Source organism: Priestia aryabhattai (genome assembly GCF_023715685.1).
Lineage (GTDB): Bacteria > Bacillota > Bacilli > Bacillales > Bacillaceae_H > Priestia > Priestia aryabhattai_B.
In genome coordinates this window covers 843910-870909 of sequence record NZ_JAMBOQ010000002.1, presented here as the reverse complement: position 1 = coordinate 870909, position 27000 = coordinate 843910, and the positions used below count along the sequence as shown (strand labels likewise).

Here is a 27000-nt window from a genome sequence, read left to right as displayed (position 1 = left end):
AAAAACTTTACTACTTTTTTGTTATTTTTCTTCCAACCATATATCAACTAAATTGCCAGCTTCGCTTTGGTCCAATATGAATGAACCGTTGCTGTATCGATCGCTAGCTCGCATTGTAGATGGATCAACTTGCTCAACTTGCCCTTTAGACGATTCCACTACCATGTAATGTTCTTTAGAAATTACTTTTACTTTTGCGATTTGATGCGGATTAGATTTTAGTTCTCGAACCATCACTAGCCCTCGTTTTGCTCGTGCTGATTCTTCAAACTCTGTAATTTTTGTCTTTTTCACAGCTCCTCGCTGCGTGGCGATAAATAATTCAGTTGATAGAGCTTCATCTTCATCGAAGATAACGCCGCTTACAACATAGTCATCGTCTTTTAAGTTAATTCCTTTCACACCAGAAGCGCGGGTTCCTACAATATTAATTTCTTCTTCAGGGAAGCGCAGCCCATAGCCAAAGCGTGTGGCAATGAACACTTGTTTTTTACCATCCGTTTGATACACATCGACTACTTCATCATCGCCTTTTAAATTAACAGCGACAAGAGCTTTGGAGTAGCGCTGTGCTTTATATTGAAGTAATTCTGATTTTTTGACCATACCATTTTTCGTAAAGAAAAGCAGATACTGATTTTCTTTAAATTCTTTCACCGGTATCGCCCGTACGATTTGCTCTTCTTTATCAATTGGAACAATGTTCATGATATGCTGACCCATGTCTTTCCACCTGATATCAGGAAGTTCGTGCACTGGCATATATAAATAGTTCCCTTTGTTTGTGAAGATGAGCAGCGTTTCGGTTGTATTAATTTCATACTTAGCTAAAATTCGGTCCGTATCTTTCATACCGAAGTCTTGCCCGTTAGACGCGGCGTAAGAACGAAGGCTTGTTCGTTTTACGTATCCGTCTTTTGTGACTGTCACCATCACTTCTTCTGATGGAACCATCACTTCTAAATTAATCTTAATTTCTTCGATTTCCGCTTCAATTTTTGAGCGGCGTTCTGTACTATATTGCTTTTTCACACGGCGTAATTCTTTTTTGATTACATTAAAAAGTTTTTTCTCGCTATGTAAGATGTCTTCTAACTCGTTAATTTTAGCACCTAGTTCTTCAGCTTCTGCTTGTAGAGCTGTAATATCTGTGTTTGTCAAACGGTATAATTGAAGCGACACAATCGCTTCTGCTTGAGGTTCTGTAAATTCATATTTGGCAATTAAATTATTTTTAGCGTCGCGCTTATCTTTAGAAGCTCTAATAGTAGCAATAATTTCATCTAAAATCGACAGTGCTTTAATCAACCCTGCTACAATATGTTCACGTTCACGTGCTTTTTGCAGTTCGTATTTAGAACGATTTGTTACCACTTCTCTTTGATGATCAATATAAGCATCAAGAATGTTAGCCAAACTCATAAGCTTTGGTCGCTTTTTAGCGATAGCAACCATGTTAAAATTATACGGTACTTGCAGGTCCGTATTTTTGTAAAGATAGTGAAGTACTCCTTGAGCATTTGCATCTTTTTTTAGTTCTACTACGATGCGCAGGCCGGTACGATCTGTTTCATCGCGAACTTCAGCAATGCCTTCCACTTTTTTATCTAAACGAAGTTCATCCATTTTCTTAACAAGGTTGGCTTTGTTTACTTCAAATGGAATTTCCGTAATGACAATTTGCTGTTTTCCGCCGCGAATGGACTCCACTTCTGTTTTTCCGCGAATAATAATTTTCCCTTTACCTGTCTCGTAGGCTTTCTTAATTCCGTCTACACCTTGAATGATTCCTCCCGTAGGAAAATCAGGACCTTGAATAGCCGTCATTAGCTCTTCAATTGTACACATTGGTTTATCAATTCGCATGATCGTTGCGTCAATTACTTCACCTAAATGATGAGGAGGAAGTTCTGTAGCATAACCAGCTGAAATACCCGTTGATCCATTCACTAGCAGGTTAGGAAACATAGCCGGTAACACAGTTGGTTCGCTGCTTGTATCATCGAAGTTGGACACAAACTCAACCGTTTGTTTGTCAATATCTCGTAGAAGTTCTGCAGCAATCGATGAAAGACGAGCTTCTGTATAACGCATTGCTGCTGGGGGATCTCCATCAATACTTCCGTTATTTCCGTGCATTTCGATTAATACATTTCTAACTTTCCATTCTTGACTCATTCGAACCATGGCATCATATACAGATGAATCACCATGAGGGTGATAGTTACCAATTACGTTCCCTACAGTTTTGGCTGACTTGCGAAAACCTTTTTCTGCTGTATTTCCATCTACGTGCATTGCATATAAAATACGGCGCTGAACGGGTTTTAAACCGTCTCTTGCATCTGGCAGTGCACGCTCTTGAATAATATATTTACTATATCGACCAAAACGGTCGCCTAGTACATCCTCAAGAGGTAAATCTAAAAAGCGTTCTGTTTGTGTCATTGTACATCCTCCTCTGCGACCGTTAATACATTTTCATTATCTAAAATATTTGGATCTTCTTCTAATCCAAACGCTACGTTGCTTTCAATCCATTTTCTGCGAGGCTCTACTTTATCGCCCATCAAAGTGGTCACACGACGATCAGCGCGAGCAGCATCATCAATACGAACACGAATCAGTGTACGCGTCTCTGGGTTCATTGTTGTTTCCCAAAGCTGATCTGCGTTCATTTCACCGAGACCTTTATAGCGTTGAATCATATATCCTCGTCCTACCTTATCAATAGCACCTTGCAGTTCTTCATCACTCCATGAATATTCAACCACTTCTTTTTTGCCTGACCCTTTACTTACTTTGTAGAGCGGTGGAAGAGCAATAAATACTTTCCCTGCTTCCACAAGCGGTTTCATATAGCGGTAGAAAAACGTTAGCAGAAGCACTTGAATATGAGCACCATCCGTATCTGCATCGGTCATGATGACTATTTTATCGTAGTTAATATCATCAATTGTAAAGTCTGCTCCTACTCCTCCGCCTATTGCGTGGATGATTGTACTAATTTCTTCGTTTTTAAAAATATCTTGAAGCTTGGCTTTTTCGGTATTGATAACCTTCCCTCGCAGTGGCAGCACAGCTTGAAAGCGGCGATCCCTTCCTTGTTTTGCTGAACCTCCGGCGGAATCCCCTTCAACTAAGTACAGTTCGTTTCGCTGAGGATTTCTTGATTGCGCAGGTGTTAACTTCCCGCTTAGAACGGTTTCTTGACGCTTGCGTTTCTTCCCGTTCCTTGCGTCTTCTCTCGCCTTTCGTGCTGCTTCACGCGCTTGAGCAGCTTTGATTGCTTTTTTTACAAGAAGAGAGCTTACGTCCGGATTTTCTTCTAAGAAATAGGCAAGTTTTTCAGAAATGACTGCATCTACGGACGAACGAGCTTCACTTGTACCTAACTTTCCTTTTGTTTGTCCTTCAAACTGAAGCAACTCTTCAGGTATTCTAACGGAAACGATGGCTCCTAAGCCTTCTCGAATATCAGTTCCTTCTAAGTTTTTGTCTTTTTCTTTTAGTAGGTTTACTTTACGGGCGTATTCATTAAATGCACGCGTCATAGCGCTTTTTGCACCGGATTCATGCGTTCCACCATCTTTGGTACGAACATTATTAACAAATGATAAAATGGTTTCAGAATAACCATCATTAAATTGAAAGGCAAATTCAACTTCAATATTATGATGAATCCCTTCAAAAAAGACGACTGGGTGAAGTGAATCTTTTTCTTCATTTAAATATGAAACAAAGGCTTGAATACCTGTTTCATAATGAAAGATATCTTGACGATCATGTCTTTTATCAATTAACTCTATTTTGAATCCTTTTAACAGAAAGGCCGATTCACGGAGTCGTTCACAAAGCGTATCGTAATTATACACAGTTGTTGAAAAAATCGTGGCATCCGGTTTGAAATGAATCGTTGTTCCCGTTTTTTTCGTTTTCCCTATTTTTTCTAGCGTTGTAACCGGCTTTCCTCCATTTTCAAAACGCTGTTCATAAATAAATCCATCTCTGTGAATGGTAACAGTCAACCATTCAGACAGCGCATTTACAACAGATGCACCTACTCCGTGTAAGCCACCACTTGTTTTATATCCACCCTGTCCGAATTTACCTCCTGCATGCAAGATGGTTAAAATAACTTCAGGCGTTGGTTTTCCTAGTTTATGCATGCCCGTTGGCATACCTCGACCTTTATCTTGTACAGAAATTGAATTATCTTTGTGAATGGTTACAATAATTTCTTCTCCGTAGCCTGCTAGAGCTTCATCGACAGAGTTGTCGACGATTTCATATACTAAATGATGCAGGCCTCGTGTATCCGTACTTCCAATATACATACCAGGACGTTTACGAACGGCATCTAATCCTTCTAGTACTTGAATTGCATCTTCATTATAATTAAATTGTTGTTTCCGAGCCATTCATACTACCCCTTTCATCACAACGAACATTACTACATTATGTATGAAACACAAACGTTTGCGCTTCGTGTCTAAGAATAAATGATCATGTATCCTATCTTTTAATTTTATAGTGTTCGCATCAACAGAACGTATGTTTCTATTTTTGCGTACTTACAAGATTTTAGCACAAATTTCCGTATTATAAAAGCAATATCTTGTGTATTGATGGATTATAAGCATTATAAAGTGAGCTGCCCAACGTCTATTGTAGCGGAAACTCACTTACTATTTCAACGCATGGTGAAACCCATGCAAGCAGTGTGCATGGGTTGGTTGTTCCGCTTATAGATCTTACTTTGTTAAAGCATGCTCGACTTTTATACAACGATCCATAACTACAGTATACCCTTTTTTAGCGAGCAGGTCATATGCTTCTTCATTAATTAAACCAGATTGTGCCCAAAATACGTCTGCATCTACTTCTAAAAACTCTTCTGCAACTTCAAGCAAATGCTCAGAGCGACGGAATACATTAACGATATCAATATGCCCTTCAATTTCTTTTAATGAAGATACGGCTTTTACGCCGAGCGCTGAGTCGATTATTGGGTTCACCGGAATAATCTCGTAACCTTGCTGCTGCATGGCTTCAGAAACCATATAAGACGTTCGATGAGGGTTATCTGATAAACCTACTACAGCAATGCGCTTGCTTTTTTTTAATATTTTACCAAGCTCCTGGCGGGAAGGAATTTTAATGGACATGTCTATTACCTCTCTTAGCTATATAATATGTACTGAACAACATTCGCGATTTACAGTTGATTTCCTGCATATAGTACCCGTTTTCTCTATTTTTGTAAACGTCTTCTTTTTTAAAAATAATTGTCTCTCACCCAAAACTAGCTATGTTTTTTTAAGTATCTCATGGTAAAATAGAAACGATATAGAAATAAAGGAGCTTTCAAACATGAATTATTTATTACCTATTCTTGCCTATATCTTAGGCTCTATTCCTTTTGGACTAGTTGTTGGAAAACTAGGATACGGCATCGATATACGAGAGCATGGAAGCGGCAATTTAGGCGGCACCAACTCATTTCGTACATTGGGTGTAAAAGCCGGAATTATCGTTACGCTTGGAGACATTCTAAAAGGCACCCTAGCAGCTTCTTTACCGCTTTTATTTGATACAAATCAAAACATTCTCTTCATTGGTTTATTTGCTGTCATTGGTCATATTTTTCCTATTTTTGCGAAATTTAAAGGCGGGAAAGCTGTGGCCACATCCGCCGGAGTGATTTTATGTTATGAACCTCTTTTATTTGTTTTCGTGCTATTATGTTTTTTTATCTGCTTATACATAACGAAGTATGTATCACTGTCATCAATGGTTACTGGAGTATTAACATTTATCTACACGCTATTTAAACAAGACTACATGCTCATTATGATTATTGGTTTAATTGTAGCGTTTGTCATTTACAGACACCGAGCAAACATCACGCGAATTCTTAACAAAACAGAACCGAAAGTCACATTTTTATCAGGTAAAAAGAAATAAGAGGATCTTCCTCTTATTTCTTTTTTTATAACCACTGTGTAAGCGAATACATTTCTTATTTATTAGTTATACTGATACTAAAATAAGGAGGTGAATAATATGAAGAAAAAATGCCCTATTTGCAAACGAAATAAGAAAATGGATTCACAGCTAGAAGGAAGCCGCTACTGCGTTCATTGTTGGGAAACCATTGGAAAACAATATGATTTCAAATGAAAGAATGAAACGATTTAATATAGAAATGAAGCATTCGCCTCTATATTAAATCGTTTTATTTTATCTCATTCCTTCCTAGCTGGATTCGTATATATTGGTAATTTATCTACCTTTCTACTATAATAAATGTATCCGCAGTATTGGAAGGAGCATAATTAATGAAATTAACAGTAACAGAAGCAGCAGCAACGTGGTACAAAGACGAAATGATGCTAGAAGGAAACGAAACAATTCGCTTTTTTGTTCGCTACGGCGGATGCAGCAACGTTCAAAAAGGTTTTTCTTTAGGTGTAAACACAGATTCTCCTAAAAACGTTGGCGTTGAAACAAAAGTTGACGGTTTAACATTCTTCGTAGAAGATGAAGACCTTTGGTATTTTGATGGTCATGATTTGACCGTAAATTATAATGAAGAAACAAAAGAACCTGACTTTCATTACGAAGCGTAAGAATAAAAAGCATCGATTTATCGATGCTTTTTATTCTTACGCTTAACCCTGCTTTTTGGCATCTTCATAGGCTTTATGCCATTCCGGATAATTACGGCGAATAGAAATAGGCTTAAAGCTTTCCTTTTTTACACATACGTGTGACGATGTTCCTGTTAACGCAAGTTCTTCATTTGAGTTAAAAATTTCATAGCCGTACACAACGCGTAGACCGTCATAGTTCTCAACCCAAGTATGTACCACAGCTGTCTCGCCATAATGAAGCGGCTTTTTATAGGACGCCTGTATATCAATAACTGGGGACAGCACACCGTCTCTTTCCATTTGTGCATAGCTAAAACCTAAATCACTGATAAACTGCGTTCGGCCTATTTCCATCCATACTAAATAGTTAGCATGATACACAACGCCCATCTGATCGGTTTCTGCATAGCGCACTTCGATTTCTTTCTTCGATACTAGCATGATTCTACCTCCTCTTGCACTGTTCCTGTTTTATCTTACCATATATGGAGAATATACTCCTACTAGTTTGGTTATTACTCAATATGTTGTAAGACTAAGCGCATCTTGAATGCGATATATCAGTGTTTCCAGCCGCGTCATCTTGTTTTCATACCTTTTATAAGGAAGTGTATATGTGTAGTCTTTATTTGTCCATAGGCGGTAAAAATAAGCGTTTAGTTCGGTCATAACCTTTTCGTTAGAAGGTCCTGATACTTTAATATCCGTTTCTAAGTTCAAATCAGCTAAATTTCGTTTTGTAAAATTTGCTGCTCCTGCAATAATAGTTGCATTTCTTTGGTTTCGAATAAATAAAGTTTTAGAATGATACTGCTCTTTTCCTGTATGATACCAGCGAATTTTAATATCTCCATTAGATTTCTTTACAAGTTCTGCTGCTACTGGACGGTTAGGCAGTCCGAACTTTTTTCTTCCAAACGCATTTTCATTAGGATCTAAAATTAACCGTACGTTTGCTCCTTGTTCAGAAGCTTTCAAAAGTGCCTTTATTACGCCTCGATCTCCAAGATAAAACATGCCAAGCCATACATCATCGCCTTTTTTAGCATGACGTAAATCATTTAATACGTGCTTATAGATTTTGCCTTCTGTTAACAGCTGAACATAGAGGTCTCCCTTTTCTTTTTCTTTCTTTTTATATAGAGGTAACCTTCCTCCGTAAGAAAAATCTGACACGGCTTGTTCGCTTTTTACAACATCTCCAATGATATTCCCCTTTACTTCAAAGGCCATGTTGGAATTATAAAAACTTGCATCATGAGGATTGGCAGAGGAGATAATAACGCTTTGATCTGTTGCTACTACTTTTCTGTGATTAGCTTTTACATTTAACAACTTAAAATAAGCACGGGCCGTCACGTTAGGCGCATTGGTTCCGGAAGGATTTGTTATCCATCCGGTTCCTTTTTCACCAAACCACTGAACAAAAGTTCTCCATACTGCAGAATATAGTGGAATGGAGTCTCTGAGCTTAGATAAATTGGTTTGCACCACTTTGATTCCGTTTAACCGCAGTGGATCTAACCACTTTGAATCATGTGAGCCGTAGGTTGTATTTATTTCATCTGTAATAAAAATTATTTCGATATTAGGATGTTTTCGTTTCTTTTCAATCAGCTTACTTGCAATCGTATCACTAATGTGAGGAAACGTTTCACCTTGATTATAGTAGCCATTAAATAGAAACATATCCATAATAATAAAAGCTTTTGCTTCATCAATCGCATTAGTAACTGCTTGAAAAATATGTTGTTCGGAAATAGACGTCTGTCGGTCTTGATACGTTAGGTCTGATAAAAGAAATACATCTTCTACTTTGTGAGGATTACTTTCGTATGAAACTCCTTTAGGTAGGGGCTTATGAGTGTGATAAGAGCCCACAATAATCAAGACGATAAGTACACTGACCAAAATCCTTACTACTTTCTTTTTCATGTGCTTTTTCACCTACATAAACCTCTTCGCTAGTTTGTATTATTATTCACCTTACTAAAAAAATATATAAAGAAAGCAGCTAAAACTGTTTATTTTTAGCTGCTTATTGTCGCTGTTTTACTTATTAAATCGTACCTTCGTAACCATTTTGACGAGCTTCTGACTCATCTTTTATTTCGCTGCGCATTGCTTCGATGCTTACTTCACGATTGTGATTTTTTTGCTGAATGCGCTGACGTTCTTCTTCAGTGCTGCACGCAGCAGCTTCTTCTGCTTCTTCAATGTTTTTCATTGTATTTTGAACCATTGTTTGTAATTTTTCAACGTTATCACTGCGATCGTCTGGATTCGGTTTATTCCATGCCATTGTATCTTCCTCCTCAAAATAACTTTGTTACAATTGTAGTATGCCGGATTTGTTCATCTCTATAAGTGGAAAAAAATGATTTTAGTTTACATAATATAATTATGGTTAATTTAAAATGTATATATAAAACATACATAATATGGTGATATATACATACAAAGGGGGAATAGCTATGACCAAACGAATGATAGCATTACTAAGCGTAGTCTTTATTGCAGTGCTTGCCTTATTTTTTATATCTCAAACCTCATTGGCATCAAAATTGGTAACAAGTGCCTCTATCAAGTCTCACCATTACTCAAAACATGAAGAAAAAATGTTAGCCGTGACAAACTTAGACTACAAAAGCAATATAATTACATACGATGTTAAAGCTCCTAATGGGGCAAAAGAAGCTCATGTAAAAGCTACTTATTATGAAAAGGGAAAAGCCAAAAAACCTTTATTCTTAGGAGGGTTGACTGTTTCAAAAGAATTTGACATGTTTGCTATTACATATAGAATCGATGATGATCATCACAAAGTTATGTTTAATGTGGGAAGCAACGATACAAACCTAGGGATAGAAGCGGAAAAGCCAAAAAAAATGAACGGCTATTCCTTTACTGGATTAGAGAAAAAACAAACAGTAAAAATGAATAAAACATATCCAGTTGCTGCTTTATTTGGTGACGATGGCAGTGGCATACGAGTTGCTCCGCTTTCAACCGATGATGGAGAAGTTGTCAAAGAGCTTATTTCGAGCAATCCTTACGTTTATTTATTCACGGTAGAATTCAAATAATAAAAAGTCGCTGAATTCAGCGACTTTTTATTCATTCACCTTTGGTTTGAATAACTTGAGGATGCTTGCCGGATTTATCTTGCATTTGTTTTCCGTTATTTCCACCAGCTTCTCTCGGTTGAGTGCCGATATGATTCGGAACAAAAGGTTTGCTTTGTTTTTTAGGATTTCCCATGCTTATCCCCTCCTCACCGTTACTCTAACCAACTTACTTTAAACTTATTCAGCTCTTTCAAGCATACGGTCTTCTAACCGCTTTTCAATTTCCATTTCAATGCGTTCAATTTCTGACTGATCTTTTAACAGCTGTGTTTTATTTTCTTGCACTAACTCTTCAAATGAACGTTTGCGTAATTTTCTCATGGTCACAACACCTACTTTATGTAATTTTTATGAAAAATCTGAAAAATCTAAAGAAACTGATATCATACAACTATCTATATTGTAACCAATTTGTCAGATAAGTAAACATACTTTTTAAAAAGTTGTAAGAAAGTTTGACATATTTACTGACTTATCTATGTATACGATGGTAAAGTAAATAAGTTTCATTTTTAATAAAACAAGCAGCGAAGTTAATTCGCTGCTTGTTGAGCAAAGGTTTCCATCTGTTTAAGCGTCATTGGACCATTAACTCGTTGAACAATTCTCCCTTGTTCATCTATAAAATAAGATGTCGGAATGGTGGAGACCCGATATTTTTTACTTCCTACACTATCTTGGTCGTCCAATAATACACGAAACGTAAATTGTTTTTCTTTAAGAAACTTAGATACTGCCTGTTTACTACCTTCTGACGAAGTTAAATTAACCGCAAGCAGCTGTACATCGTTTCCATATTTCTCATAAAACGCTTGCATATCGGGCATTTCTTTTTGACACGGCGGACACCATGTTGCCCAAAAGTTTAAAATGACTTTTTTTCCTTTAAAGTCCGATAATTGAACAGATTTCCCGTTCGTATCTGAAAGTGTAAACGGAGGCGCTGTATCTTTTGGTCCCAACCCATAAGCTTGACCCGAAGCCTGACGAGCACTATCGCCTTTTTTGATATTTAAATCCTTGTATTCGCTTAAGTTAGAATTATCGGATGCTTCATTTGGAGAAAGCCCTTGCCAAAGTGCATAGCTAAGAAAGCCTACTAGAAGCAAGACCGCAATTATTTTTTTAACCATATGATCGGCTCCTTTATTTCTTCTAAAAAGTGATAATTTATGTACTAATAGATATGTGCAATATCTACTAAAATAATCCTTTTATAGGGCATTTTCTTTTATAATATAGCATATTTTCCTCTCACTTTTTGTCGAAAACGGTGCGTTTACATAAAAAAAGAGCGGCTCACGAGAACCGCTCTTTTACTTTATACCTTACGCATGTGTTTTAGACTGTAATTTATCACGAAGCACCATTTGAAGGATACCACCGTGGCGATAGTAATCAATTTCAACTTCACTATCGAAACGAACGAGTACTTCAAATTCTTTTTTGTTTCCAGCTTCATCAGTTGCTGTTACTTTTACAAGATCACGTGGTTTTACTGTTTCATCAACTGCTACTGCAATTGTTTCTTTTCCAGTTAAACCTAATGTATCCGCACTTTCACCATCTTTAAATTGAAGAGGTAAAACACCCATTAATACTAGGTTTGAACGGTGAATACGCTCAAAGCTTTCAGCGATTACTGTTTTAATACCTAAAAGATTGGTGCCTTTTGCTGCCCAGTCACGAGAACTTCCCATGCCGTAATCTTTACCTGCAAGTACAACAAGACCTGTATCTTGCTCTTTGTATTTCATACAAGCATCATAAATGCTCATTACGTCATTTGTTGGCCAATATGTTGTCCAGCCGCCTTCTGTACCAGGAGCTACTTGGTTTTTAATGCGGATGTTTGCAAACGTACCGCGCATCATCACTTCATGGTTACCACGACGAGAACCATATGAGTTAAAGTCTTTTGGTTCTACACCGTTTTCTTGAAGGTAAAGACCTGCAGGTGATGTTTTTGCAATTGAACCCGCTGGTGAAATGTGATCCGTTGTCACTGAGTCACCAAATTTCGCTACTACGCGAAGATCATTTAACGGTTCTACTTCACCTGGTTCTTCTGATAAGCCTTCAAAGAACGGTGGGTTTTGAATGTATGTTGAATCATTCTCCCACGTATAAAGAGCATCTTCGCTTGTTTTAATTTCATTCCAGCGCTCGTTATCATCGAATACACGCTCATACTCGTTACGGAATAATTCAGGCGTTACGGTACGGCTAACAACTTCTTTAATTTCATCTTGAGAAGGCCAGATGTCGCTAAAGAATACTTCATTGCCGTCTGTATCAATGCCGATTGGATCTTTTTGTAAATCTACATCTACCGTTCCAGCCAATGCATATGCTACAACAAGCGGCGGAGAAGCAAGATAGTTACCTTTTACTAATGGATGAATACGTCCTTCAAAGTTACGGTTTCCTGAAAGAACAGACGTTACAAGCAAGTCGCTGTCTGCAATCGCTGCTTCAATTTCAGCTTCTAATGGACCAGAGTTACCGATACAAGTCGTACAGCCATAACCTACGATGTTAAAGCCGATTTTATCTAAGTATGGAAGCAGCCCTGAATTTTGCAGGTAAGCCGTTACTACTTTTGAACCTGGTGCTAAAGAAGTTTTCACGTAAGCTGGAACATCCAATCCTTTTTCTACCGCTTTTTTCGCAACTAAACCAGCTGCTACTAATACGTAAGGATTTGATGTGTTCGTACAGCTTGTGATAGCCGCAATGGCAATGGCACCTGTTTTCATTGTTGTTTCTGAACCGTCTGCAAGCTTAAATGTAACTTCCTTATCCACGTCTTTAGCATCAAGTCCGAAGCTTTGGTTGCTAACAGGAGCTGTTAAAGCTTTCTTGAATTCTGTTTGCATTTGAGAAAGTGGAATTAAATCTTGCGGACGCTTTGGACCTGAAAGATTTGCTTCAATCTCAGCAAGATTAATCTCAACAACGTCAGTGAAAATTGGATCTTCATTTTCTGGTGTAAAGAATAAACCGTTTGCTTTTGTATATTGTTCGACAACCTGGATGTCTTTTTCATCTCTTCCTGTTAAACGCATGTATGCTAATGCTTCTGCGTCAACTGGGAAGAACCCACATGTTGCACCGTATTCAGGAGCCATATTAGCAATTGTTGCACGGTCAGCTAATGGAAGTTCTGCTACGCCAGGACCGAAGAATTCAACGAATTTTCCGACTACTCCTTTTTGACGAAGCACTTGCGTAACTTTTAACGCTAAGTCTGTAGCTGTAGTGCCGTTTGGTAATTCACCAACAAGTTTAACACCGATTACTTCAGGAACTGGGAAATAAGAAGGTTGACCAAGCATACCTGCTTCCGCTTCAATACCGCCAACACCCCATCCTAAAACACCGATACCATTAATCATTGTTGTATGAGAGTCAGTACCTACTAGAGAATCAGGGAAAGCTACGAATTCACCATCTTCTTCAACAGCGTGAACAACGTTTGCTAAATATTCTAAATTTACTTGGTGCACGATACCAGTAGCTGGTGGAACTGCACGATAGTTATTAAATGATTTTTGAGCCCAGCTTAAGAAATTATAGCGCTCTGTATTACGTTGAAACTCAAGGTCCATATTAATTCGTAATGAGTCAGCTGTACCTGCTTTATCAACTTGTACGGAGTGGTCGACAACGAGGTCTACTGGAATTTCTGGATTGATTTTGTCAGGATCTCCTCCTAAATCAGCCATTGCTTTACGAAGTGACGCTAAGTCTACAACCGCTGGAACTCCAGTGAAATCTTGAAGAATAACACGAGATGGTTTGAAAGGAACATCGATATCTTTGATGTCTTTTGTTCCCCATTTTACAAGGTTTTCGACGTGTTCTTTTGTAATGACACGGCCATCTACCTGACGAAGAACAGATTCTAATAATACTTTAATTGAATACGGCAGCTTAGATACGTTACCTAAACCTGCTTCCTCTAAAGCTTGTAAGCGGTAATAATTATATGTGCTGCCATTAAGATCGAATGACGAACGAGCGTTAAAAACGTCTTTTTTAGTCATTGCTTTTACCCCCTTAAAATTCTATGTATAAAGGATTTACTTACCCCATCCTCTATTCCCTTCACCATCTATCTTAATATAATATTATACATAAGTAAATAAAAAGAATGTTATTAATTAACATAAGTTTCACTTATAACCTTTTTCCATCTTCCTTTTATTTTTCTAATAATTCATATTTCATTGATTTTTACGCATGCTAGAAACGGAGGTGATTCAACATGGCTAAACGCAAGTCAAACCACGTCATTCCTGGAGCTAACACGGCTAGCGCTCAAGGAAAAGGAGCGGGTTATAACGAAGAATTTTCAAATGAACCATTAACGGAACAACAGAAACAAAATAATAAAAAACGCAAAAAAAATCAATAAAACAATCCCTTATTGGATATACTAATCACTAGTTAGAAAAGCAAAATCGTTTAACTCCATGAAATCTAACGAGAAGGCGTCATTATATATGGCGCTTTTTTTCTGTTCCCATTTCCTGTTTTTGTTAAACCTACTTTTTAAAAGGGGAATTTTTCATCGGATAAATTCCCTGTCACTATCCTACCCTAATAAATGAAAGGGAGGCTTTAACTATGAACAAAAACAGTAGCAAAGACATCCGAAGAAATGCACCAAAAAGCAATTCTGGACAGCCCGAACCGCTAAGCGGATCTCATAAAGTAAAAAACCGTAAGCATTCTCGCCAAAAACACAATAGCGGACATGATATGTAAAAAAGCAAGCTCTCTTCAGAGCTTGCTTTTTTATGTATAGAAAAGACAGCTAGTACTTCAAGCTTATTCTTTGCGCAGGAGTTCACTAAGTACATAAACGCGCATATGATAGTAAAGTGAAACAGTTTAAATAATGGAGGAACGTAGAAATGAAAAACAAGCGTCTGCCAGCAGACCAAATGTTTGTAAAAGGCTTTCAAGAGTTGTTAGAAGTCATGCTTTCAAATCCCTTTATGAGTTATTTAGATTATGATTCCGTTCGTATCGATTTATTTGAAACGGAACAATCATTTATTGTCGAAGCTGAATTGTTAGGGTATCACCCTAAGGATATTATCGTTCAGATACATGCTGACCACTTACAGCTAACAGCCAAAAAATACTGCATTAGAGAATTTCATGATGAAAAGCAAGGAACGCTTGCCAGAGAACAAATGGAAGAAAGCGTTGAACGTACAATCGACTTTCCATTTCCATTGATAAATAAAAAGATTACCGCTACATTTAGTAACGAAATCCTTGAAATTACGATTTCTAAATATGAGACAAATGAATCTAACCAGCAAATAGTCCCTATTGATTTCCAATAAAGCTGCAGATGTTGTCTCTGCAGCTTTATTGGAGATATTTAATTGTTTACTTAGCACATAGTTTTTTAAGAACGTTATTCTTTTCAAAACAACGGGATATCTAATTTGTTTTACGGCACACTACTAAAAAAGAGTAAAAGGAGAACGTTTATGCTTCATACTGCTTGGAAAGGTAAAATCAGCTTTGGATTAATTGATATCCCTATTAAACTTCACGGAGCAATCGAAGAAAAAGATGTAAAGCTGCGCACGCTACACTCCGTTTGCCATACACCTATTCATCAAGAAAAACATTGCCAAACGTGTGGACGAGAAGTAGAATCCAATGAACTGGTTAAAGGATACGAAACAGCGACTGGTCAGTTTGTTGTACTTTCGCAACAGGAAATTGACACAGTCAAAGAGCCCTTTGCAGCAAACAAAGCTGTTGAATTGTTACACTTTGTTTCGTTAGTTGACATTGATCCCCTGTTTTTTGATAAGCCTTATTATATCTCTCCTGGAGAAACGAGCCTAAAAGCTTATTATACTTTATTAAATGCGCTTGAAATAACGAATAAAGTCGGTATTGCCAATGTATTTTTATATTCCAAACAGCAGATAGCGATTATTCGCTCCTTTCGCGGCTCTCTTGTTCTTCACACGATGCATTTTGAAGAAGAGCTTCGTTCAGTCACAGATGTGCCTAACTTATCTAGTACTTCTTCCATTAATGAAAGTGATACACAAGTGACGGTGGAATTAATTGATAAGCTATCTACTTCTTTTAATCCATCTATTTACAAAAATAACTACCGCGACGCCTTACAAAACGTCATTCAACAAAAAATAAATCAAGGCGAAGTTACAAAAGGCAGCGGAAGCAAAGAGCGAGATATTCGACATTTAATGGAAATGTTAAAAGTGAGCATAGACCCTTCTACTTTACAACCGACAAAATCAACAGCAGAGAAAAAAACTTCATCCTTAAAAAAGAAAGCATAAAAAAGCTAACGAAGAAATTCGTTAGCTTTCATTTGCAGCAGAAGTCTTAGGAACAATAGCTCCATATGACGCCGGTATTTTTAAATATTGCGTTACTTGATCATTTTCTACAAAAACAATAAAGTTATCTTTTTTATCTTTTCCAATACCTTTTGCTTTTGCTTCAGACCACGTGAAGCCCAGCTTTTCATTTACCTCACTGCGAGTCGTTTCCGGGCCAAAAACATATACTTTATCCCATCTAAAATCACATAATTCATTAAAATCAAGGATGGAAGCTTCTTCTTTACTTTGATTTGTTTTTTTAATTTCATTAATTACGGTTTGCTGAAGTTGCGCTTGGTTGCGTTCGCTGTATACCCTGTCAATAAAAAAAGTTGCCAATAGCGCTACTAACGTGAATAGTAGAATCTTTTTCACTTCGTTGTCCTCCTGATACGTTCTCTGCACATGATACGACTTCTTTTCGATACGGTTTTATTCTCTACTATTCTAGAAAATTCAACAGGAAAATACAACTAAAATCTCGAAATGTCATCAAAACATAAAAAACTTAACACTGTGTCAACGCATAAAAAAAGACTTGTTCACTTTCTACCTATTTACCTACTCAGCGCTAAAAAAATTTGGTTCTTCCGTGCAAATAGTTTCAATAAATTCTTCTACTAGCCCTTCTTCTCCCGGCAAAAAAGGCAGCGCACCAACTCCAACACGTTCAATACTTTTATAAAAATGATGCTGCTTATAGCCTTCTACTTTCCCTGGAAACAGCACAATCGCTGTTTGTACTGGTTTTGTTCCATTTTCCTCTACAATAGCGTCTCGGTAACGATGCATTGTATTAATATCTTCTTCTCTCGGAGAGGGCGTATCGTGATTTGGTTTGATACGATACTTAGCGTCAAAAAGATATACACTTTTTTTCTCCCCTTGCTTTACTTTAAGCAGCAAGTCCGGCTTTTGAATAACGGTATGAGTATGATGGTATGCTTTCTGATACCATAGCGTCACTTCTGCTTTCCCCACCTGAAAACGATGATAAGACGCCTGCATCCTGACGTTCAACCCTTGTTCAGTGGTTGTCATGATGTTTTGTTCTATCCGTTTGCCGTAAGTTTGCAACTTCTTTAAAAGACTAACATAGGTCCAGTATTCGTAGAGAGTTGCGATGTCTTTTAATGAAAGGTGGTAAAACTCTCCGTTAAGAGCCAATCCTCGCGTTAAGAACATAAAGTATCTGCTTGCTTCTCGGTAGCGAGGTGCCGTCCGTAGTGTAGAAGGAAGAGTTGAAACTTGTAGGGTCTTCACCCGTTGCCAAAACACATTATTTAACAGCCTTTTTAATTCGGTATGATTGGTTTCTAGAGCCGACACCGCTTCTTTTTTTACATATCTATCTTCTATTAATTTGTCAATTAGTGTAGTTAGCTTATGGTACAACTTCGTCATCATCCATTTAACACTTTGATTTTCCACATTATCATAGGTAGATACATGCCTTGTGCCAATCGCTTTTGTGGGTACTACTTTTATATTTCGATTAATTTTAATCCCCCTGCTTGAAGATGCGAGATAGGTAGGGTGTGTTCGGACAAATGATATAGCACGGCTATCTTGTTTTTTTATTTGATCTCCTCTCATGAGCTCATGTTCAACTTTTACCGATTGAAACGGCTGATTCTCAATCTGACGCACAGAATGAAGAAAGGGTTTCATATAGTGAGAGAGCACATGATAAAATTCCGTCCATGTTGCTTGTTTAGACCAAACCGTTTTTGCTTCAATATACGTTTTACGAAGCATATCGTATGCCAAATCATGAATGTATCCGTTCACTTCATCAACCATGTGTACATAATCTGTCTTGTAGCTCATTTTTGATGGGAAAATTTCAAGAGTAAAGGACAGCTCTTTTTCTCTTTCACTGTAGACGTGAAACGTCGAATACCCTACTTCATTTTGAAAGCTTATATTTCCCGTCAAAATGTAGGGAAATCCTACGGTTTGAAAACTTTGTTCAACTGCTTTTGAATCGTGGTTAACAAACAGCCTTGTGTCATTTTTAGAAACAACTGTAATTTGATAGGTTTCATTTTCAAAAAATAAAGGCTCAAGCGGCGGTTTTGAAGTCATCATACCTTTTGTTTGATTTAATACTTTTACATGTGTAATTCCTTTTCCCGTACAAGAAAAAAACATCACTTCTTCTGCAGGTTTTATTCTTTTCTTATTTTTCCCTTTTATAACCACCGTACACGTGTTGGTTTCAATTTCAACGTACGGTATTAATCCAAAATGACGTGTATCCGTATACTTCAAAACGTCTCATCATCTCCATTATTTTGCGTGCGCTTTTAGGAAATCTCATCCCATCTGCATTGACGACAGCTGTCTCAAATTCATCATCTAGCAGTGTATTTGTACAGTAATAATAAAGGTTTTTTAATAAGTCAAATGTGTAAGCATCGCTTCCTGAAATACGAGGCAAAACTTTTTGCAAAATCTGAAAATCAAACGCCTGATCAAATGTAAACATCCCGCTTTTCACTGCGTAAATTAAATAAAAGCATATTTCATCGCGTACGCGATAACCTATTTGCAAATCTACTTCTGTAAGCATCTCGTTGACGGTTAGTAGTTCATTTGTTACTTCGTGAATAAGCTCAGCATGCTCAACATACGCATCTTTTAAGTGAACATATTGACTTTGAATTTGTACATTTTGAATGCTGTGCTGCGATGGATCTCTATCATCTGAAAAATCAAAAGAATCTAGTTGAATCTTATTTAACTCAATGGTGTTGGTACGATCTAATAACTTTTGACTAAACCCATGGGTTGTTTCATCCATATTAATGGTACCGATAATGAGAAGGTTAGATGGCAAATAAATATCTCGGAACATCTTATGTCCAGGAAATAACGGAGCCGTTTTGATTTTCCCTTTTGACCAGCTCCTGCTTTCCATCACGCTTAAGATATCGCTAAAATAATGTTCAACTCGAGCTAAGTTCATTTCATCCAATATGGCAACATATGTGTAAGCTGGATGCTGAATGGCTTGCTGCATAATTGACAGAAACGATCCTCTGCGAAAATCTCCTCTTAAATCAATATATCCTAATAAATCTGAACTATCGTGCCAATCGGGCCGAACCGGAATGAGCACTTGTCTTCCATTTTCAATCGTAGCACCGATACTATCTGCTAAGAGCTGAGCAAGCTTTGTTTTTCCTGTCCCGCTCATTCCTGATAAAACAATAAAAGGTTTGGTCTTTAAAGCAAAGTAGGCGTTGGCTATATCTTGTGGTTCATATGTAAATCCAGATTTCCTAATATACTCATGAATATGGGCGATGGCGTCTTTGTCCCCAATCATCTCTTTGCTCATTCCGTATGTTTTTATATACTGTTCATGCATACTCAGCAGTAAATGCAAGTCATTTTGAAGCTGATCATTGCTAGGTAAGTCTGCTATATTGTAAGGAAGGTAAAGAGCTACTCTATCCTCAAAGCTTTTTGCTTCCATGCTTGTACCAATGACAATATGATTATCTTTCAATACGCGGGCATGTTCAGGAGTAAAAAAGCGAATGTCTTTCAGATCAGTTCCTTCTTCTGGGTCTCTTTTCATCATGACTAAGTAAATGCGCTGACCGTCTTCACTGAATAAATACGCTACCATCACATCACTCTCTATATTCTTATTGGCAAGGGTCACGTAAGGAAATGTTTCAGCGTGGTGTCCCGATATACGCATTTCTTCTCGATTTATATGCTCCAATCGATAAAGAGAAATCGGAAGCCTGCGTGTAAGCATATTTTCTATTTCGTGTTTTACAAGTACGTCTCCACCCATTTGTTTATAATGTTCCGCTACATACAGCAGCCGCTCGCGCAAACTCATCGAATTCTCTCCTTTCTGCCTTCACTGCAGTTTGTAAAAATAAAAAGCATCGTCAGTTGACCACGCAAAAGTTTCATTTCTTTTATTATAGACGCTTTCTTCGTATAGTAAGCTATTTTATAACGTTAGAAAACACTCGATTATTCTTTTCTCTACATATAATGTTTATGTTCATTTTAATGAAACATGACAGAAAAGAAAAGCGTTAGGGGCTTAATGAATGAAGAGGCAATGATACGAACAGAAAAATAGGCAGCTTCTGTGCCCAGGGATAAAACACCCATTATGCTACATGATTATTTGACGTCTGATGCTTTGGGCTGAGTAAAGAAAAAAATAAAAATAATAAGCGGCAGGGCGATAAGAAAAATACTCGTCTCTGAAGGTCTTGCTGTAGGTATATCCGTTAATGACATTTTAATCAGTCCTTTGTAAATTTTTCAACTAAGTCAGGATTTACATAAAAATGTTTTGATACGGTGCGATGAAAAAACTGAGAGGATTGATTCAGTTCACTTAATGCGGGTTCTGTTTTGGGAACGCCAAAAATAGGCCCACTTACGTTAATGGTAAACCTTCCAGAAGAAATAAAGGCGCCCGACACATTAATCTGGTTATTAAGCAGCAAAGCCGCAAGAAACACATCAATCATATCAATAATAATATTAATTCCCACATCTCCGTCTTTTCCTTCGATGCGGCTGGTTCCTGTAATAGGTCCGCCTACTGAAATACGAAAAGCTCCGGGTGTCACAAATACTCCTATAATTGTTATTTGGCCAGTTAATAATAATATGGCTGTTACTACATCCAGATTTCGTTGAATGGCAAAGATAAGTTCCCTTTCTTTGTCAAAGCCGCTTTTCCATTCCACATTCTCCACACCCTTAGCACATACTATTCTAAACACGTGTAAATGTTATTCTATTTCTGCTTTTTCCTTCCTCACTCGCGCTCCGAAAAGTGTAAAACAGATTTTACTGCGTCTTCAATTTCTTTATACCCTGTACATCTGCATATATTGGAAGCTAACCACTCCTTTATAATATCGTCACTGCCTGAAGGATGGTGTTTGGAAAGCAAATGAGCATTCATAATAAAACCCGATGTGCAATAACCGCACTGAAAAGCAAAGTGTTCAATAAAAGCTTTTTGCATAGGTGAACTCTTCAGTCCTTCTATAGTCATTATTTCTTTCTCTTCTGCTTCTGCCGCTAACATGAGGCATGATTTCATTGGCCGTTGATTTATCCCTACTGTACAAGCTCCGCAGTCTCCGTTTAAACAGCCTGGTTTTGCTCCGGTAAGGCCCAGCTTTTCTCTTAATACGTAAAGCAATGTATCTGCTGTTCGGATATCAATCATTTTTTCTTCACCATTAACCTTTAGCTTAATTGTTATTCTATACCGTTCATCTCTTAGCACATTACGTTCCTCCCAGCTCTGCAAAAATATCAAACAATAAATTTTTAATCACAAATTTGCGATATCGATCCGATCCTTCTCCATCGCTTAAAATCGGAGCGGGTATATATTCAAGAGCAGTTTGAATTCGAGCTTCCAATGGCGTTTCTTTATGATTTAGCACTTCTTCTATTTCAGCTGAGCGAAAAGGAAACGAACATACTCCGCTGAAAGCTACTCGAATGTTTCCTTCTATTTTTAAAGCTGCTATTGTAACTAATGGATATCCTGTATCCCACTGCTGGCGCTCTTTTATACTCATATATGGCAGGTCAGCATACTTTGTTTCAGCAAACATCTGAACAAGCAGCTCTCCTTTTTTCAACTGCAAACGCCGGTGGAAAAGATCGTGAATCGAATAGAGGTTTATTCCACCAGGACCTGCCACTGCGAGTTGACTATCTGCTAAAAGCAGCGGCAATACGGCCTCTCGATAAAAGATATGCCCACAAATATTTCCTCCTAGCGTTATTTTATTTCGAGCCGTGTGATCAGCCACTTCGCTAGCAGACTTACTTAATAAAGGAAACAAATTTTTCTCTTCCAGTTCAGTCAACGTTACCCCTGCACCAAAAATCATCCAATGTTCATTAGCTTCTGCTTTGTGAAATTCGGGTATATTTTTTATATCAATGACAGCATGGGTAACAAATAAATTCAATCTGCCTAACGTCAGAATTTCAGTGCCTCCAGCATAATAACGCGGCTGTTTGCCTTGATTCTCTAACTCTTGAAATAAGGCCACTGCTTCCGAAACGGTGGCAGGTTTGTGATATTCAAAGTCAAATGAAATCATCAGCATTCCCTTCTTTCATTCTCCAAATCAATTCTGGAATAAGCGGAAGTTGATTTAATTCTGTTTCTGCTGCCACCGTTAAGCTGTTTCCTAAAGAAGCCGGCATACCAAGCAGCCCGTGTTCTCCGACTCCTCTAGCTCCGTACGCCGCATCTAATTGAGGCGTATGGACAAAATCTACTAGGTACTCCGGATGCTCTCCGTAGCGAAGAGGACGATATTTCCGAAGCTGAGGGTTTAAAATGCGGCCATTTGAATCAAACCAAAATGTTTCTCTACCTGCAAACGATAGTCCCATACTCATAGCACCCATAACTTGCCCTTTTGCCATTTTCTCGTTTAACACGGTTCCTATGTCAATAACAGAGATAGCTTTTACAATACGATATCTATACGTTCTAGGGTTATATTCAACTTCAACTCCTTCAGCTGCTACTGTCCATTCAGGACCGGGACGCCCAGCTCCTGTTTCTTTATCCAAGGAGGTCATCCCTCTTAAAATATAGTGGCCCCTCCCTATGATTTGCCCTCCAATTGCATTTCCGTTCGGATATTTATAGCCATACACAATTTCTTTAAAGTCCAAGGAGGTCTCAGGCTCATCCCGTAAAAAAACTTTTTCATTTTTTATTTCGATATCTTCCTCAGAAGCTCGAAATATACGAGAAGCTATCTTTTTTAATTGGTTAATCACATCTTCAGCGGCTGCTAAAACCGCTCTTCCTGCCATAAATGTTCCTCTGCTAGCCACCGTTTTCCAATGTTCAGGAGTCGTTTGAGTATCTACTTCCATTCGTACATGAATACGTTCCACGCGCATTTGCAATTTTTCAGCCAAGATTTGCGCGAGCACTGTTTTCGTCCCCGTGCCTAATTCAATAACGCCAGACATTAAATTCACGCTTCCATCCGGATTGAATGTTAGAATAACACCTGAACCAGCGTCCGTTTCAATAGTCGAAGTTTTCCAGACACAGCTAATGCCTTTGGCAGAAATAAGGCCGTTTTTATGAACCATTCTCTGTCCTTCTTCCCATTTCATTAGCTGCTTCAAGCGACGAATACATTCTGGTAAGTTACCAACGCTGCTAGAAGTTAAACGCACTTGTGTAGGCGTAGTATCGCCCGGCAAAATAGCGTTTTTTTCTCTAAACTCCAAAGGATCTATACCTGCTTTTTTAGCAAGGATGTCCATCGTGCGCTCAAATGCAAATAATAGTTCAGAGTGGCTGAATCCTCGAAAAGGGGAAGCGTAAGGGTGATTTGTATATACACATAATGAATCACAGAAAATATGTTCAAGACGATAAGGTCCCGTACAGTCAGCTGCTGCTGCTTTACTTAAGTCCGTTCCTTTATCCGCATAAGCACCGCTGTCAAACAAATAAAGAATTTCAGCAGCCTGCAAGAATCCCTCTTTAGAACAACCTAATTTAATTTTAGCGTCTAGACCGATGTGAACAGGCGAAGTGAGCATATCTTCTTCTCTTGTGTTCAATATTTTAACCAGTCTTCCACCAACAGCCTTTGAAGCTAGATAAGCAAGCAGCTCTAGCTGGACAGCCGCTTTTCCTCCATATCCTCCTCCTACTAGCGGTGTTTCAACAATCACTTTTCCGGCTTCAATTTCAAAGTACTCACTGATTAATTTTTTCACCATAAAAGGAGCTTGAGAAGAAGTGATAATTTTAACTAATCCATTCGGAAGGATTTCAGCAGCAGCACTTCTTGTTTCCATTGCCGCGTGATCAGAAGGAGATAGAGAAAACGTTTCTTCCACTACTAGCTCACTTTTCCGCCATCCTTCTTCCATATTGCCTTTTCGTATTTTAACTCTGTTAGCTACGTTGGTCCCTGGCTCTGGATACACCGTTTCATCATGCTTGTAGATGTGCATATTTTCATGCACTAAAGGAGAATCAGGCTCAACTGCCGCGCTAGGAGAATGAACGACAGGTAACGGCTTATATTGAATATGAACAGAACTCGCCGCACGCTCAGCGAGTGCAGGAGTTTCTGCTACTACAAGCGCTACGGCTTCTCCGTGATACCGCACTTTTTCAAATGCAAGCGGTCGCCGGTCACGAACTCCTTCCCCAGTTAACGGCAAATGCTCACCCGTCACAACTGCGTGAACACCGGGAGTAGCAATCGCCGCTTGAACGTCTATTGCTTGAATCCTTGCATGAGCATAAGGACTGACTACTATTTTGGCATGCAAGGAACCTTTAAAACTGTAATCATTTGTATATCGAGCTGTACCCGTCACTTTTTCCAACGCATCTTTTCGAATAACGCTTTTCCCAATGATCTCCACTCTTTTCACCTCGTTTCTCTTTGTATATCTTTTTAACGCGTTCATACGCTTGTTTTGTATCAACATCAATAAAAAGGGAAGCGTCGGTACATTCGTAAAACATTCCATTTTCAGTTCCGTTTTGTCTTATAATTTTTCTTGCCCCTTGATCTCCTTGCAGCTTATCCAAGCTTGAAAACATTTGCTTTGAAAATAAAACCGGCGCTCTGGCAATTCCTTGATAAAAAGATGAAATAAACGGAACGGAAGAATGTTTTTCAAACAGAGAAACAAATGTATCAATCAGTACGTCACTTACAAGAGGCTGATCTGCTAGCAGCACAATAATAGCATCAGCGCTTAATTTTTTTGCTTTTTTTAATCCGCATTTTAAAGACGCAGACTGACCTTTTAAGGCGCTACTACAAGAAGTATGACTCCACTTCTGCTGATATGCTTCTGAAAAAAGAATAGGGTCAATCCACTCAAGATGATCTCCTTTCTTTGTTACTACTATCGTATGATTCACTTTTGAACAAACGGCGGTTTGTAAAGCTTTACTACCTAAACATCCATTCCCTAAAGGCAGCAGCAGCTTATTGCTGCCCATCCTTTTACTAGCTCCCGCGGCAAGATAAACAGCAACGATATTTAAACTGGGCATTTTTATCCCTTTTTCCCATCATACATTCGAAGGGTTTGAATTAATTCAGCAAGAATACTAACGGCAATTTCCTGCGGTCCTACTGCTCCTATAGAAAGCCCTACGGGGGAATGAATCTGGGGAGGGATATCGGTATTCAATAGTCGAAATGTTCGCTTTTTGGGTCCTAAAACTCCTATATACTTCACAGATTTTGATTTTAATAGCGACAGAATTTCTTGATCGCGATAAAAATTATGCGTCATAATTACAACAAAATCATCGCTATGAACGGACAATTGTTTGTCTATTTCCTCTGGAAATCCAATATGTATTTCCTCTGCTAGTGGAAAATGCTCCTTATTACATAAATCCGGTCTCCAATCGCATAAGGTAACAAAAAACCCCGTATTGGCAGCAAGTGATACTAAGTATTTTGCATCCGTACCTGCTCCCCAAATAACTAAACGAGGCTTCGGTTTATATAGATGAACATATGAGAGTAGAGAGCAATTTAAAAATTGAATACCGCTCTTTCCCCTATTCCAATCATCTTTTACAAAAGATGATTCATCGCTATTTGCACCAAATGTTTCGCCCGTCTTTTCTACATAAAAAGAGGTTGTTTGAATAAAGTTTTTATCTAATTTTTTAATATGTAAAACAGGATTTCGGTTATCTAAATGACGTTTTACCCGCAAAAGATTTTGCTTCATCCTCGCATTTACAGGCTCTAGGAGAATATAAAGTATTCCATTGCAGCCTGCTCCTTGTCCCCACCCTGCATCACCTTCTTCTTTTAAATTATACGTAACGGTTAATACGTGCTCTGTGTGGAACAACTCTTTTACGCGCTCAGCAAGATCTGCTTCTACACAACCAGCGCTTAACATCCCAATGTTCTCCCCGTTTTCTTGAAACAGCATGGACGTTCCTTCTTTTAAATAAGAGGATCCTTCTACATGAACAATCGTTGCCAACACACTTTTTACTGTTGATGTTTCTACAGCATGTAAAATATCGTGCATTTTTATTATTTCCTCCTTTTCCTGCCGAGCTTTTAAAATCTTTTCACGTTTTATACAGAACTACAATACGCTACAGTAGACCGCTTCTACTCTCTGAATGAATCCATGTATTATTCATATTTTCAAAGAAGCTACAATAAGCTTTTAAAGACTTAGAAGAACTGTCGCTTTTTAGAAAGGAGAATAGTATGCTATTTGACTCAACAAAAATCAACCTAGGAAAATTGAACGTTCGCAGTGCTGATCAAGCAAGCAGTATTTCTATTGGAAATACGTTAAAAGTTACAAGATATGTCACAGCAAAAAAAAATCAGGCCTTCGGACAGCAGCTCGCTGATCAATGTTTTTCAGCAGGATCTGCTCAAAAAACTGTAGATAATGATTATGTGGATGCATTTGCAACAAAAAATGATAAATAAGGAGGAAACCATATGATTTTTTCGCCTATGGTCATTAACTTACAAGCCTTCAAAGTGAACGTTTTGGATAATTCATCCGTTTTAAGCATAGGACCTAATCAGCAGCTTGATGTGTTCGTATCTTATAAACGTAATCAAGGACTAGGAGAATCAAACGGAGATTTTTCTCCGAACGTAACTCCGTTCTCATGGATTATAGACTCAGATGTAAACGATTCAAACTCAGTTAAAAATAGCGTAATATAAATTTCTTCATCTCCTCTACCTCTACCACCACGACTAACAGCATTCAATCGGAAGCCTAATAAATATAACC

28 protein-coding genes are annotated in these 27000 nt (G+C 38.0%); 9 read left to right on the top strand and 19 right to left on the bottom strand.

The genetic code is table 11. The features are described 5' to 3' along the window. Nucleotides 1-21: 21 nt before the first annotated feature. The 3 genes from parC to M3225_RS11340 form a co-directional block, all read right to left on the bottom strand. Entirely contained in the window at nucleotides 22-2448 is a 2427-nt protein-coding gene (gene parC / locus M3225_RS11350) for a DNA topoisomerase IV subunit A (protein WP_251393343.1), read from the bottom strand. Next, nucleotides 2445-4421: a DNA topoisomerase IV subunit B gene (gene parE, locus M3225_RS11345; RefSeq protein WP_251393342.1), complete on the bottom strand. Its 1977-nt coding sequence runs from the start codon at nucleotides 4419-4421 to the stop codon at nucleotides 2445-2447. Before parE ends, parC begins: the two co-directional genes overlap by 4 nt. A 333-nt stretch (nucleotides 4422-4754) precedes the next feature. After that, the gene (locus M3225_RS11340; RefSeq protein WP_251393341.1) at nucleotides 4755-5168 is read right to left on the bottom strand and encodes a CoA-binding protein; all 414 of its coding nucleotides are present in this window, start codon (nucleotides 5166-5168) and stop codon (nucleotides 4755-4757) included. A gap of 205 nt (nucleotides 5169-5373) precedes the next feature. On the opposite strand from M3225_RS11340, the gene plsY reads away from it, so the two are divergent. Next, nucleotides 5374-5967 carry a glycerol-3-phosphate 1-O-acyltransferase PlsY gene (plsY, locus tag M3225_RS11335; RefSeq protein ID WP_074680976.1) on the top strand — a complete coding sequence of 198 codons (594 nt, stop codon included), beginning with the start codon at nucleotides 5374-5376 and terminating at the stop codon, nucleotides 5965-5967. Between the two features lie 374 nt (nucleotides 5968-6341). Continuing rightward, a complete protein-coding gene (locus M3225_RS11330; RefSeq protein ID WP_013057245.1) occupies nucleotides 6342-6632 on the top strand; it encodes a HesB/YadR/YfhF family protein in 291 nt (96 codons plus the stop codon). 42 nt (nucleotides 6633-6674) lie between these two features. On the opposite strand, the gene M3225_RS11325 is transcribed toward M3225_RS11330, so the two are convergent. The 3 genes from M3225_RS11325 to tlp all read right to left on the bottom strand — a co-directional run bounded on the left by M3225_RS11325 (nucleotide 6675) and on the right by tlp (nucleotide 8958). Continuing rightward, complete coding sequence (locus M3225_RS11325) at nucleotides 6675-7097, bottom strand: acyl-CoA thioesterase (protein ID WP_251393340.1); 423 nt, start codon at nucleotides 7095-7097, stop codon at nucleotides 6675-6677. Nucleotides 7098-7175: 78 nt separating this feature from the next. Further along, the gene (locus tag M3225_RS11320) at nucleotides 7176-8603 is read right to left on the bottom strand and encodes a phospholipase D family protein (protein ID WP_374109819.1); all 1428 of its coding nucleotides are present in this window, start codon (nucleotides 8601-8603) and stop codon (nucleotides 7176-7178) included. A gap of 112 nt (nucleotides 8604-8715) precedes the next feature. Next, nucleotides 8716-8958: a small acid-soluble spore protein Tlp gene (gene tlp / locus M3225_RS11315; protein ID WP_013057249.1), complete on the bottom strand. Its 243-nt coding sequence runs from the start codon at nucleotides 8956-8958 to the stop codon at nucleotides 8716-8718. A gap of 172 nt (nucleotides 8959-9130) precedes the next feature. Between tlp and M3225_RS11310 the strand changes: the two genes are divergently transcribed. Continuing rightward, a complete protein-coding gene (locus M3225_RS11310) occupies nucleotides 9131-9742 on the top strand; it encodes a hypothetical protein (protein ID WP_251393338.1) in 612 nt (203 codons plus the stop codon). A 31-nt stretch (nucleotides 9743-9773) separates the two neighbouring features. On the opposite strand, the gene M3225_RS11305 is transcribed toward M3225_RS11310, so the two are convergent. The 4 genes from M3225_RS11305 to acnA form a co-directional block, all read right to left on the bottom strand. Beyond that, entirely contained in the window at nucleotides 9774-9917 is a 144-nt protein-coding gene (locus M3225_RS11305) for an acid-soluble spore protein N (RefSeq protein ID WP_043982832.1), read from the bottom strand. A 44-nt stretch (nucleotides 9918-9961) separates the two neighbouring features. Next, complete coding sequence (locus tag M3225_RS11300) at nucleotides 9962-10105, bottom strand: FbpB family small basic protein (protein WP_013057252.1); 144 nt, start codon at nucleotides 10103-10105, stop codon at nucleotides 9962-9964. A 212-nt stretch (nucleotides 10106-10317) separates the two neighbouring features. Beyond that, complete coding sequence (locus M3225_RS11295; protein WP_251393337.1) at nucleotides 10318-10917, bottom strand: TlpA disulfide reductase family protein; 600 nt, start codon at nucleotides 10915-10917, stop codon at nucleotides 10318-10320. 195 nt (nucleotides 10918-11112) lie between these two features. Then, complete coding sequence (gene acnA, locus M3225_RS11290) at nucleotides 11113-13833, bottom strand: aconitate hydratase AcnA (RefSeq protein WP_251393336.1); 2721 nt, start codon at nucleotides 13831-13833, stop codon at nucleotides 11113-11115. Between the two features lie 221 nt (nucleotides 13834-14054). Here acnA and sspO point away from each other — a divergent pair, with 221 nt between their 5' ends. The 4 genes from sspO to ku all read left to right on the top strand — a co-directional run bounded on the left by sspO (nucleotide 14055) and on the right by ku (nucleotide 16131). Then, nucleotides 14055-14204: a small acid-soluble spore protein O gene (gene sspO / locus M3225_RS11285; protein WP_251393335.1), complete on the top strand. Its 150-nt coding sequence runs from the start codon at nucleotides 14055-14057 to the stop codon at nucleotides 14202-14204. A gap of 212 nt (nucleotides 14205-14416) precedes the next feature. Further along, a complete protein-coding gene (locus tag M3225_RS11280; RefSeq protein ID WP_013057256.1) occupies nucleotides 14417-14557 on the top strand; it encodes a small acid-soluble spore protein P in 141 nt (46 codons plus the stop codon). Between the two features lie 149 nt (nucleotides 14558-14706). Beyond that, complete coding sequence (locus M3225_RS11275; RefSeq protein ID WP_251393334.1) at nucleotides 14707-15147, top strand: Hsp20/alpha crystallin family protein; 441 nt, start codon at nucleotides 14707-14709, stop codon at nucleotides 15145-15147. Between the two features lie 150 nt (nucleotides 15148-15297). Continuing rightward, a complete protein-coding gene (gene ku, locus M3225_RS11270; protein WP_251393333.1) occupies nucleotides 15298-16131 on the top strand; it encodes a non-homologous end joining protein Ku in 834 nt (277 codons plus the stop codon). Between the two features lie 21 nt (nucleotides 16132-16152). Here ku and M3225_RS11265 read toward each other — a convergent pair whose 3' ends face one another. The 9 genes from M3225_RS11265 to M3225_RS11225 all read right to left on the bottom strand — a co-directional run bounded on the left by M3225_RS11265 (nucleotide 16153) and on the right by M3225_RS11225 (nucleotide 26265). After that, nucleotides 16153-16551 carry a hypothetical protein gene (locus M3225_RS11265; protein ID WP_251393332.1) on the bottom strand — a complete coding sequence of 133 codons (399 nt, stop codon included), beginning with the start codon at nucleotides 16549-16551 and terminating at the stop codon, nucleotides 16153-16155. A gap of 186 nt (nucleotides 16552-16737) precedes the next feature. Beyond that, nucleotides 16738-18450, bottom strand: a complete 1713-nt coding sequence (locus M3225_RS11260; protein WP_251393331.1) for a DUF2357 domain-containing protein — start codon at nucleotides 18448-18450, stop codon at nucleotides 16738-16740. Continuing rightward, the gene (locus tag M3225_RS11255) at nucleotides 18404-20038 is read right to left on the bottom strand and encodes an MrcB family domain-containing protein (RefSeq protein WP_251393330.1); all 1635 of its coding nucleotides are present in this window, start codon (nucleotides 20036-20038) and stop codon (nucleotides 18404-18406) included. The genes M3225_RS11260 and M3225_RS11255 overlap by 47 nt, the downstream gene beginning before the upstream one ends. 421 nt (nucleotides 20039-20459) lie before the next feature. Then, a complete protein-coding gene (locus tag M3225_RS11250; protein WP_116071951.1) occupies nucleotides 20460-20948 on the bottom strand; it encodes a hypothetical protein in 489 nt (162 codons plus the stop codon). A gap of 35 nt (nucleotides 20949-20983) precedes the next feature. After that, entirely contained in the window at nucleotides 20984-21463 is a 480-nt protein-coding gene (locus M3225_RS11245; RefSeq protein WP_308215732.1) for a (2Fe-2S)-binding protein, read from the bottom strand. A 1-nt stretch (nucleotide 21464) separates the two neighbouring features. After that, nucleotides 21465-22298, bottom strand: coding sequence for an FAD binding domain-containing protein (locus tag M3225_RS11240; protein WP_251393329.1), 834 nt, complete (start codon nucleotides 22296-22298; stop codon nucleotides 21465-21467). Further along, on the bottom strand, nucleotides 22285-24615 hold the full coding sequence (locus tag M3225_RS11235; protein ID WP_251393328.1) for a xanthine dehydrogenase family protein molybdopterin-binding subunit: 2331 nt from the start codon (nucleotides 24613-24615) through the stop codon (nucleotides 22285-22287). The genes M3225_RS11240 and M3225_RS11235 overlap by 14 nt, the downstream gene beginning before the upstream one ends. Next, on the bottom strand, nucleotides 24539-25258 hold the full coding sequence (locus M3225_RS11230) for an NTP transferase domain-containing protein (protein ID WP_251393327.1): 720 nt from the start codon (nucleotides 25256-25258) through the stop codon (nucleotides 24539-24541). The genes M3225_RS11235 and M3225_RS11230 overlap by 77 nt, the downstream gene beginning before the upstream one ends. 2 nt (nucleotides 25259-25260) lie before the next feature. Beyond that, the gene (locus M3225_RS11225) at nucleotides 25261-26265 is read right to left on the bottom strand and encodes an XdhC family protein (RefSeq protein ID WP_251393326.1); all 1005 of its coding nucleotides are present in this window, start codon (nucleotides 26263-26265) and stop codon (nucleotides 25261-25263) included. A 188-nt stretch (nucleotides 26266-26453) separates the two neighbouring features. On the opposite strand from M3225_RS11225, the gene M3225_RS11220 reads away from it, so the two are divergent. Then, the gene (locus M3225_RS11220; RefSeq protein WP_251393325.1) at nucleotides 26454-26684 is read left to right on the top strand and encodes a hypothetical protein; all 231 of its coding nucleotides are present in this window, start codon (nucleotides 26454-26456) and stop codon (nucleotides 26682-26684) included. 12 nt (nucleotides 26685-26696) lie between these two features. Further along, nucleotides 26697-26930, top strand: coding sequence for a hypothetical protein (locus M3225_RS11215; protein ID WP_013057270.1), 234 nt, complete (start codon nucleotides 26697-26699; stop codon nucleotides 26928-26930). Nucleotides 26931-27000 lie beyond the last annotated feature (70 nt).

What these genes read in the sequence shown, in the direction of transcription:
- parC (WP_251393343.1), bottom strand. Translation starts at nt 2,448, where the DNA reads ATGACACAAACAGAACGCTTTTTAGATTTACCTCTTGAGGATGTACTA.
- parE (WP_251393342.1), bottom strand. Translation starts at nt 4,421, where the DNA reads ATGGCTCGGAAACAACAATTTAATTATAATGAAGATGCAATTCAAGTA.
- M3225_RS11340 (WP_251393341.1), bottom strand. Translation starts at nt 5,168, where the DNA reads ATGTCCATTAAAATTCCTTCCCGCCAGGAGCTTGGTAAAATATTAAAA.
- plsY (WP_074680976.1), top strand. Translation starts at nt 5,374, where the DNA reads ATGAATTATTTATTACCTATTCTTGCCTATATCTTAGGCTCTATTCCT.
- M3225_RS11330 (WP_013057245.1), top strand. Translation starts at nt 6,342, where the DNA reads ATGAAATTAACAGTAACAGAAGCAGCAGCAACGTGGTACAAAGACGAA.
- M3225_RS11325 (WP_251393340.1), bottom strand. Translation starts at nt 7,097, where the DNA reads ATGCTAGTATCGAAGAAAGAAATCGAAGTGCGCTATGCAGAAACCGAT.
- tlp (WP_013057249.1), bottom strand. Translation starts at nt 8,958, where the DNA reads ATGGCATGGAATAAACCGAATCCAGACGATCGCAGTGATAACGTTGAA.
- M3225_RS11310 (WP_251393338.1), top strand. Translation starts at nt 9,131, where the DNA reads ATGACCAAACGAATGATAGCATTACTAAGCGTAGTCTTTATTGCAGTG.
- M3225_RS11305 (WP_043982832.1), bottom strand. Translation starts at nt 9,917, where the DNA reads ATGGGAAATCCTAAAAAACAAAGCAAACCTTTTGTTCCGAATCATATC.
- M3225_RS11300 (WP_013057252.1), bottom strand. Translation starts at nt 10,105, where the DNA reads ATGAGAAAATTACGCAAACGTTCATTTGAAGAGTTAGTGCAAGAAAAT.
- M3225_RS11295 (WP_251393337.1), bottom strand. Translation starts at nt 10,917, where the DNA reads ATGGTTAAAAAAATAATTGCGGTCTTGCTTCTAGTAGGCTTTCTTAGC.
- acnA (WP_251393336.1), bottom strand. Translation starts at nt 13,833, where the DNA reads ATGACTAAAAAAGACGTTTTTAACGCTCGTTCGTCATTCGATCTTAAT.
- sspO (WP_251393335.1), top strand. Translation starts at nt 14,055, where the DNA reads ATGGCTAAACGCAAGTCAAACCACGTCATTCCTGGAGCTAACACGGCT.
- M3225_RS11280 (WP_013057256.1), top strand. Translation starts at nt 14,417, where the DNA reads ATGAACAAAAACAGTAGCAAAGACATCCGAAGAAATGCACCAAAAAGC.
- M3225_RS11275 (WP_251393334.1), top strand. Translation starts at nt 14,707, where the DNA reads ATGAAAAACAAGCGTCTGCCAGCAGACCAAATGTTTGTAAAAGGCTTT.
- ku (WP_251393333.1), top strand. Translation starts at nt 15,298, where the DNA reads ATGCTTCATACTGCTTGGAAAGGTAAAATCAGCTTTGGATTAATTGAT.
- M3225_RS11255 (WP_251393330.1), bottom strand. Translation starts at nt 20,038, where the DNA reads ATGAGTTTGCGCGAGCGGCTGCTGTATGTAGCGGAACATTATAAACAA.
- M3225_RS11240 (WP_251393329.1), bottom strand. Translation starts at nt 22,298, where the DNA reads ATGATTTCATTTGACTTTGAATATCACAAACCTGCCACCGTTTCGGAA.
- M3225_RS11230 (WP_251393327.1), bottom strand. Translation starts at nt 25,258, where the DNA reads ATGCCCAGTTTAAATATCGTTGCTGTTTATCTTGCCGCGGGAGCTAGT.
- M3225_RS11225 (WP_251393326.1), bottom strand. Translation starts at nt 26,265, where the DNA reads ATGCACGATATTTTACATGCTGTAGAAACATCAACAGTAAAAAGTGTG.
- M3225_RS11220 (WP_251393325.1), top strand. Translation starts at nt 26,454, where the DNA reads ATGCTATTTGACTCAACAAAAATCAACCTAGGAAAATTGAACGTTCGC.
- M3225_RS11215 (WP_013057270.1), top strand. Translation starts at nt 26,697, where the DNA reads ATGATTTTTTCGCCTATGGTCATTAACTTACAAGCCTTCAAAGTGAAC.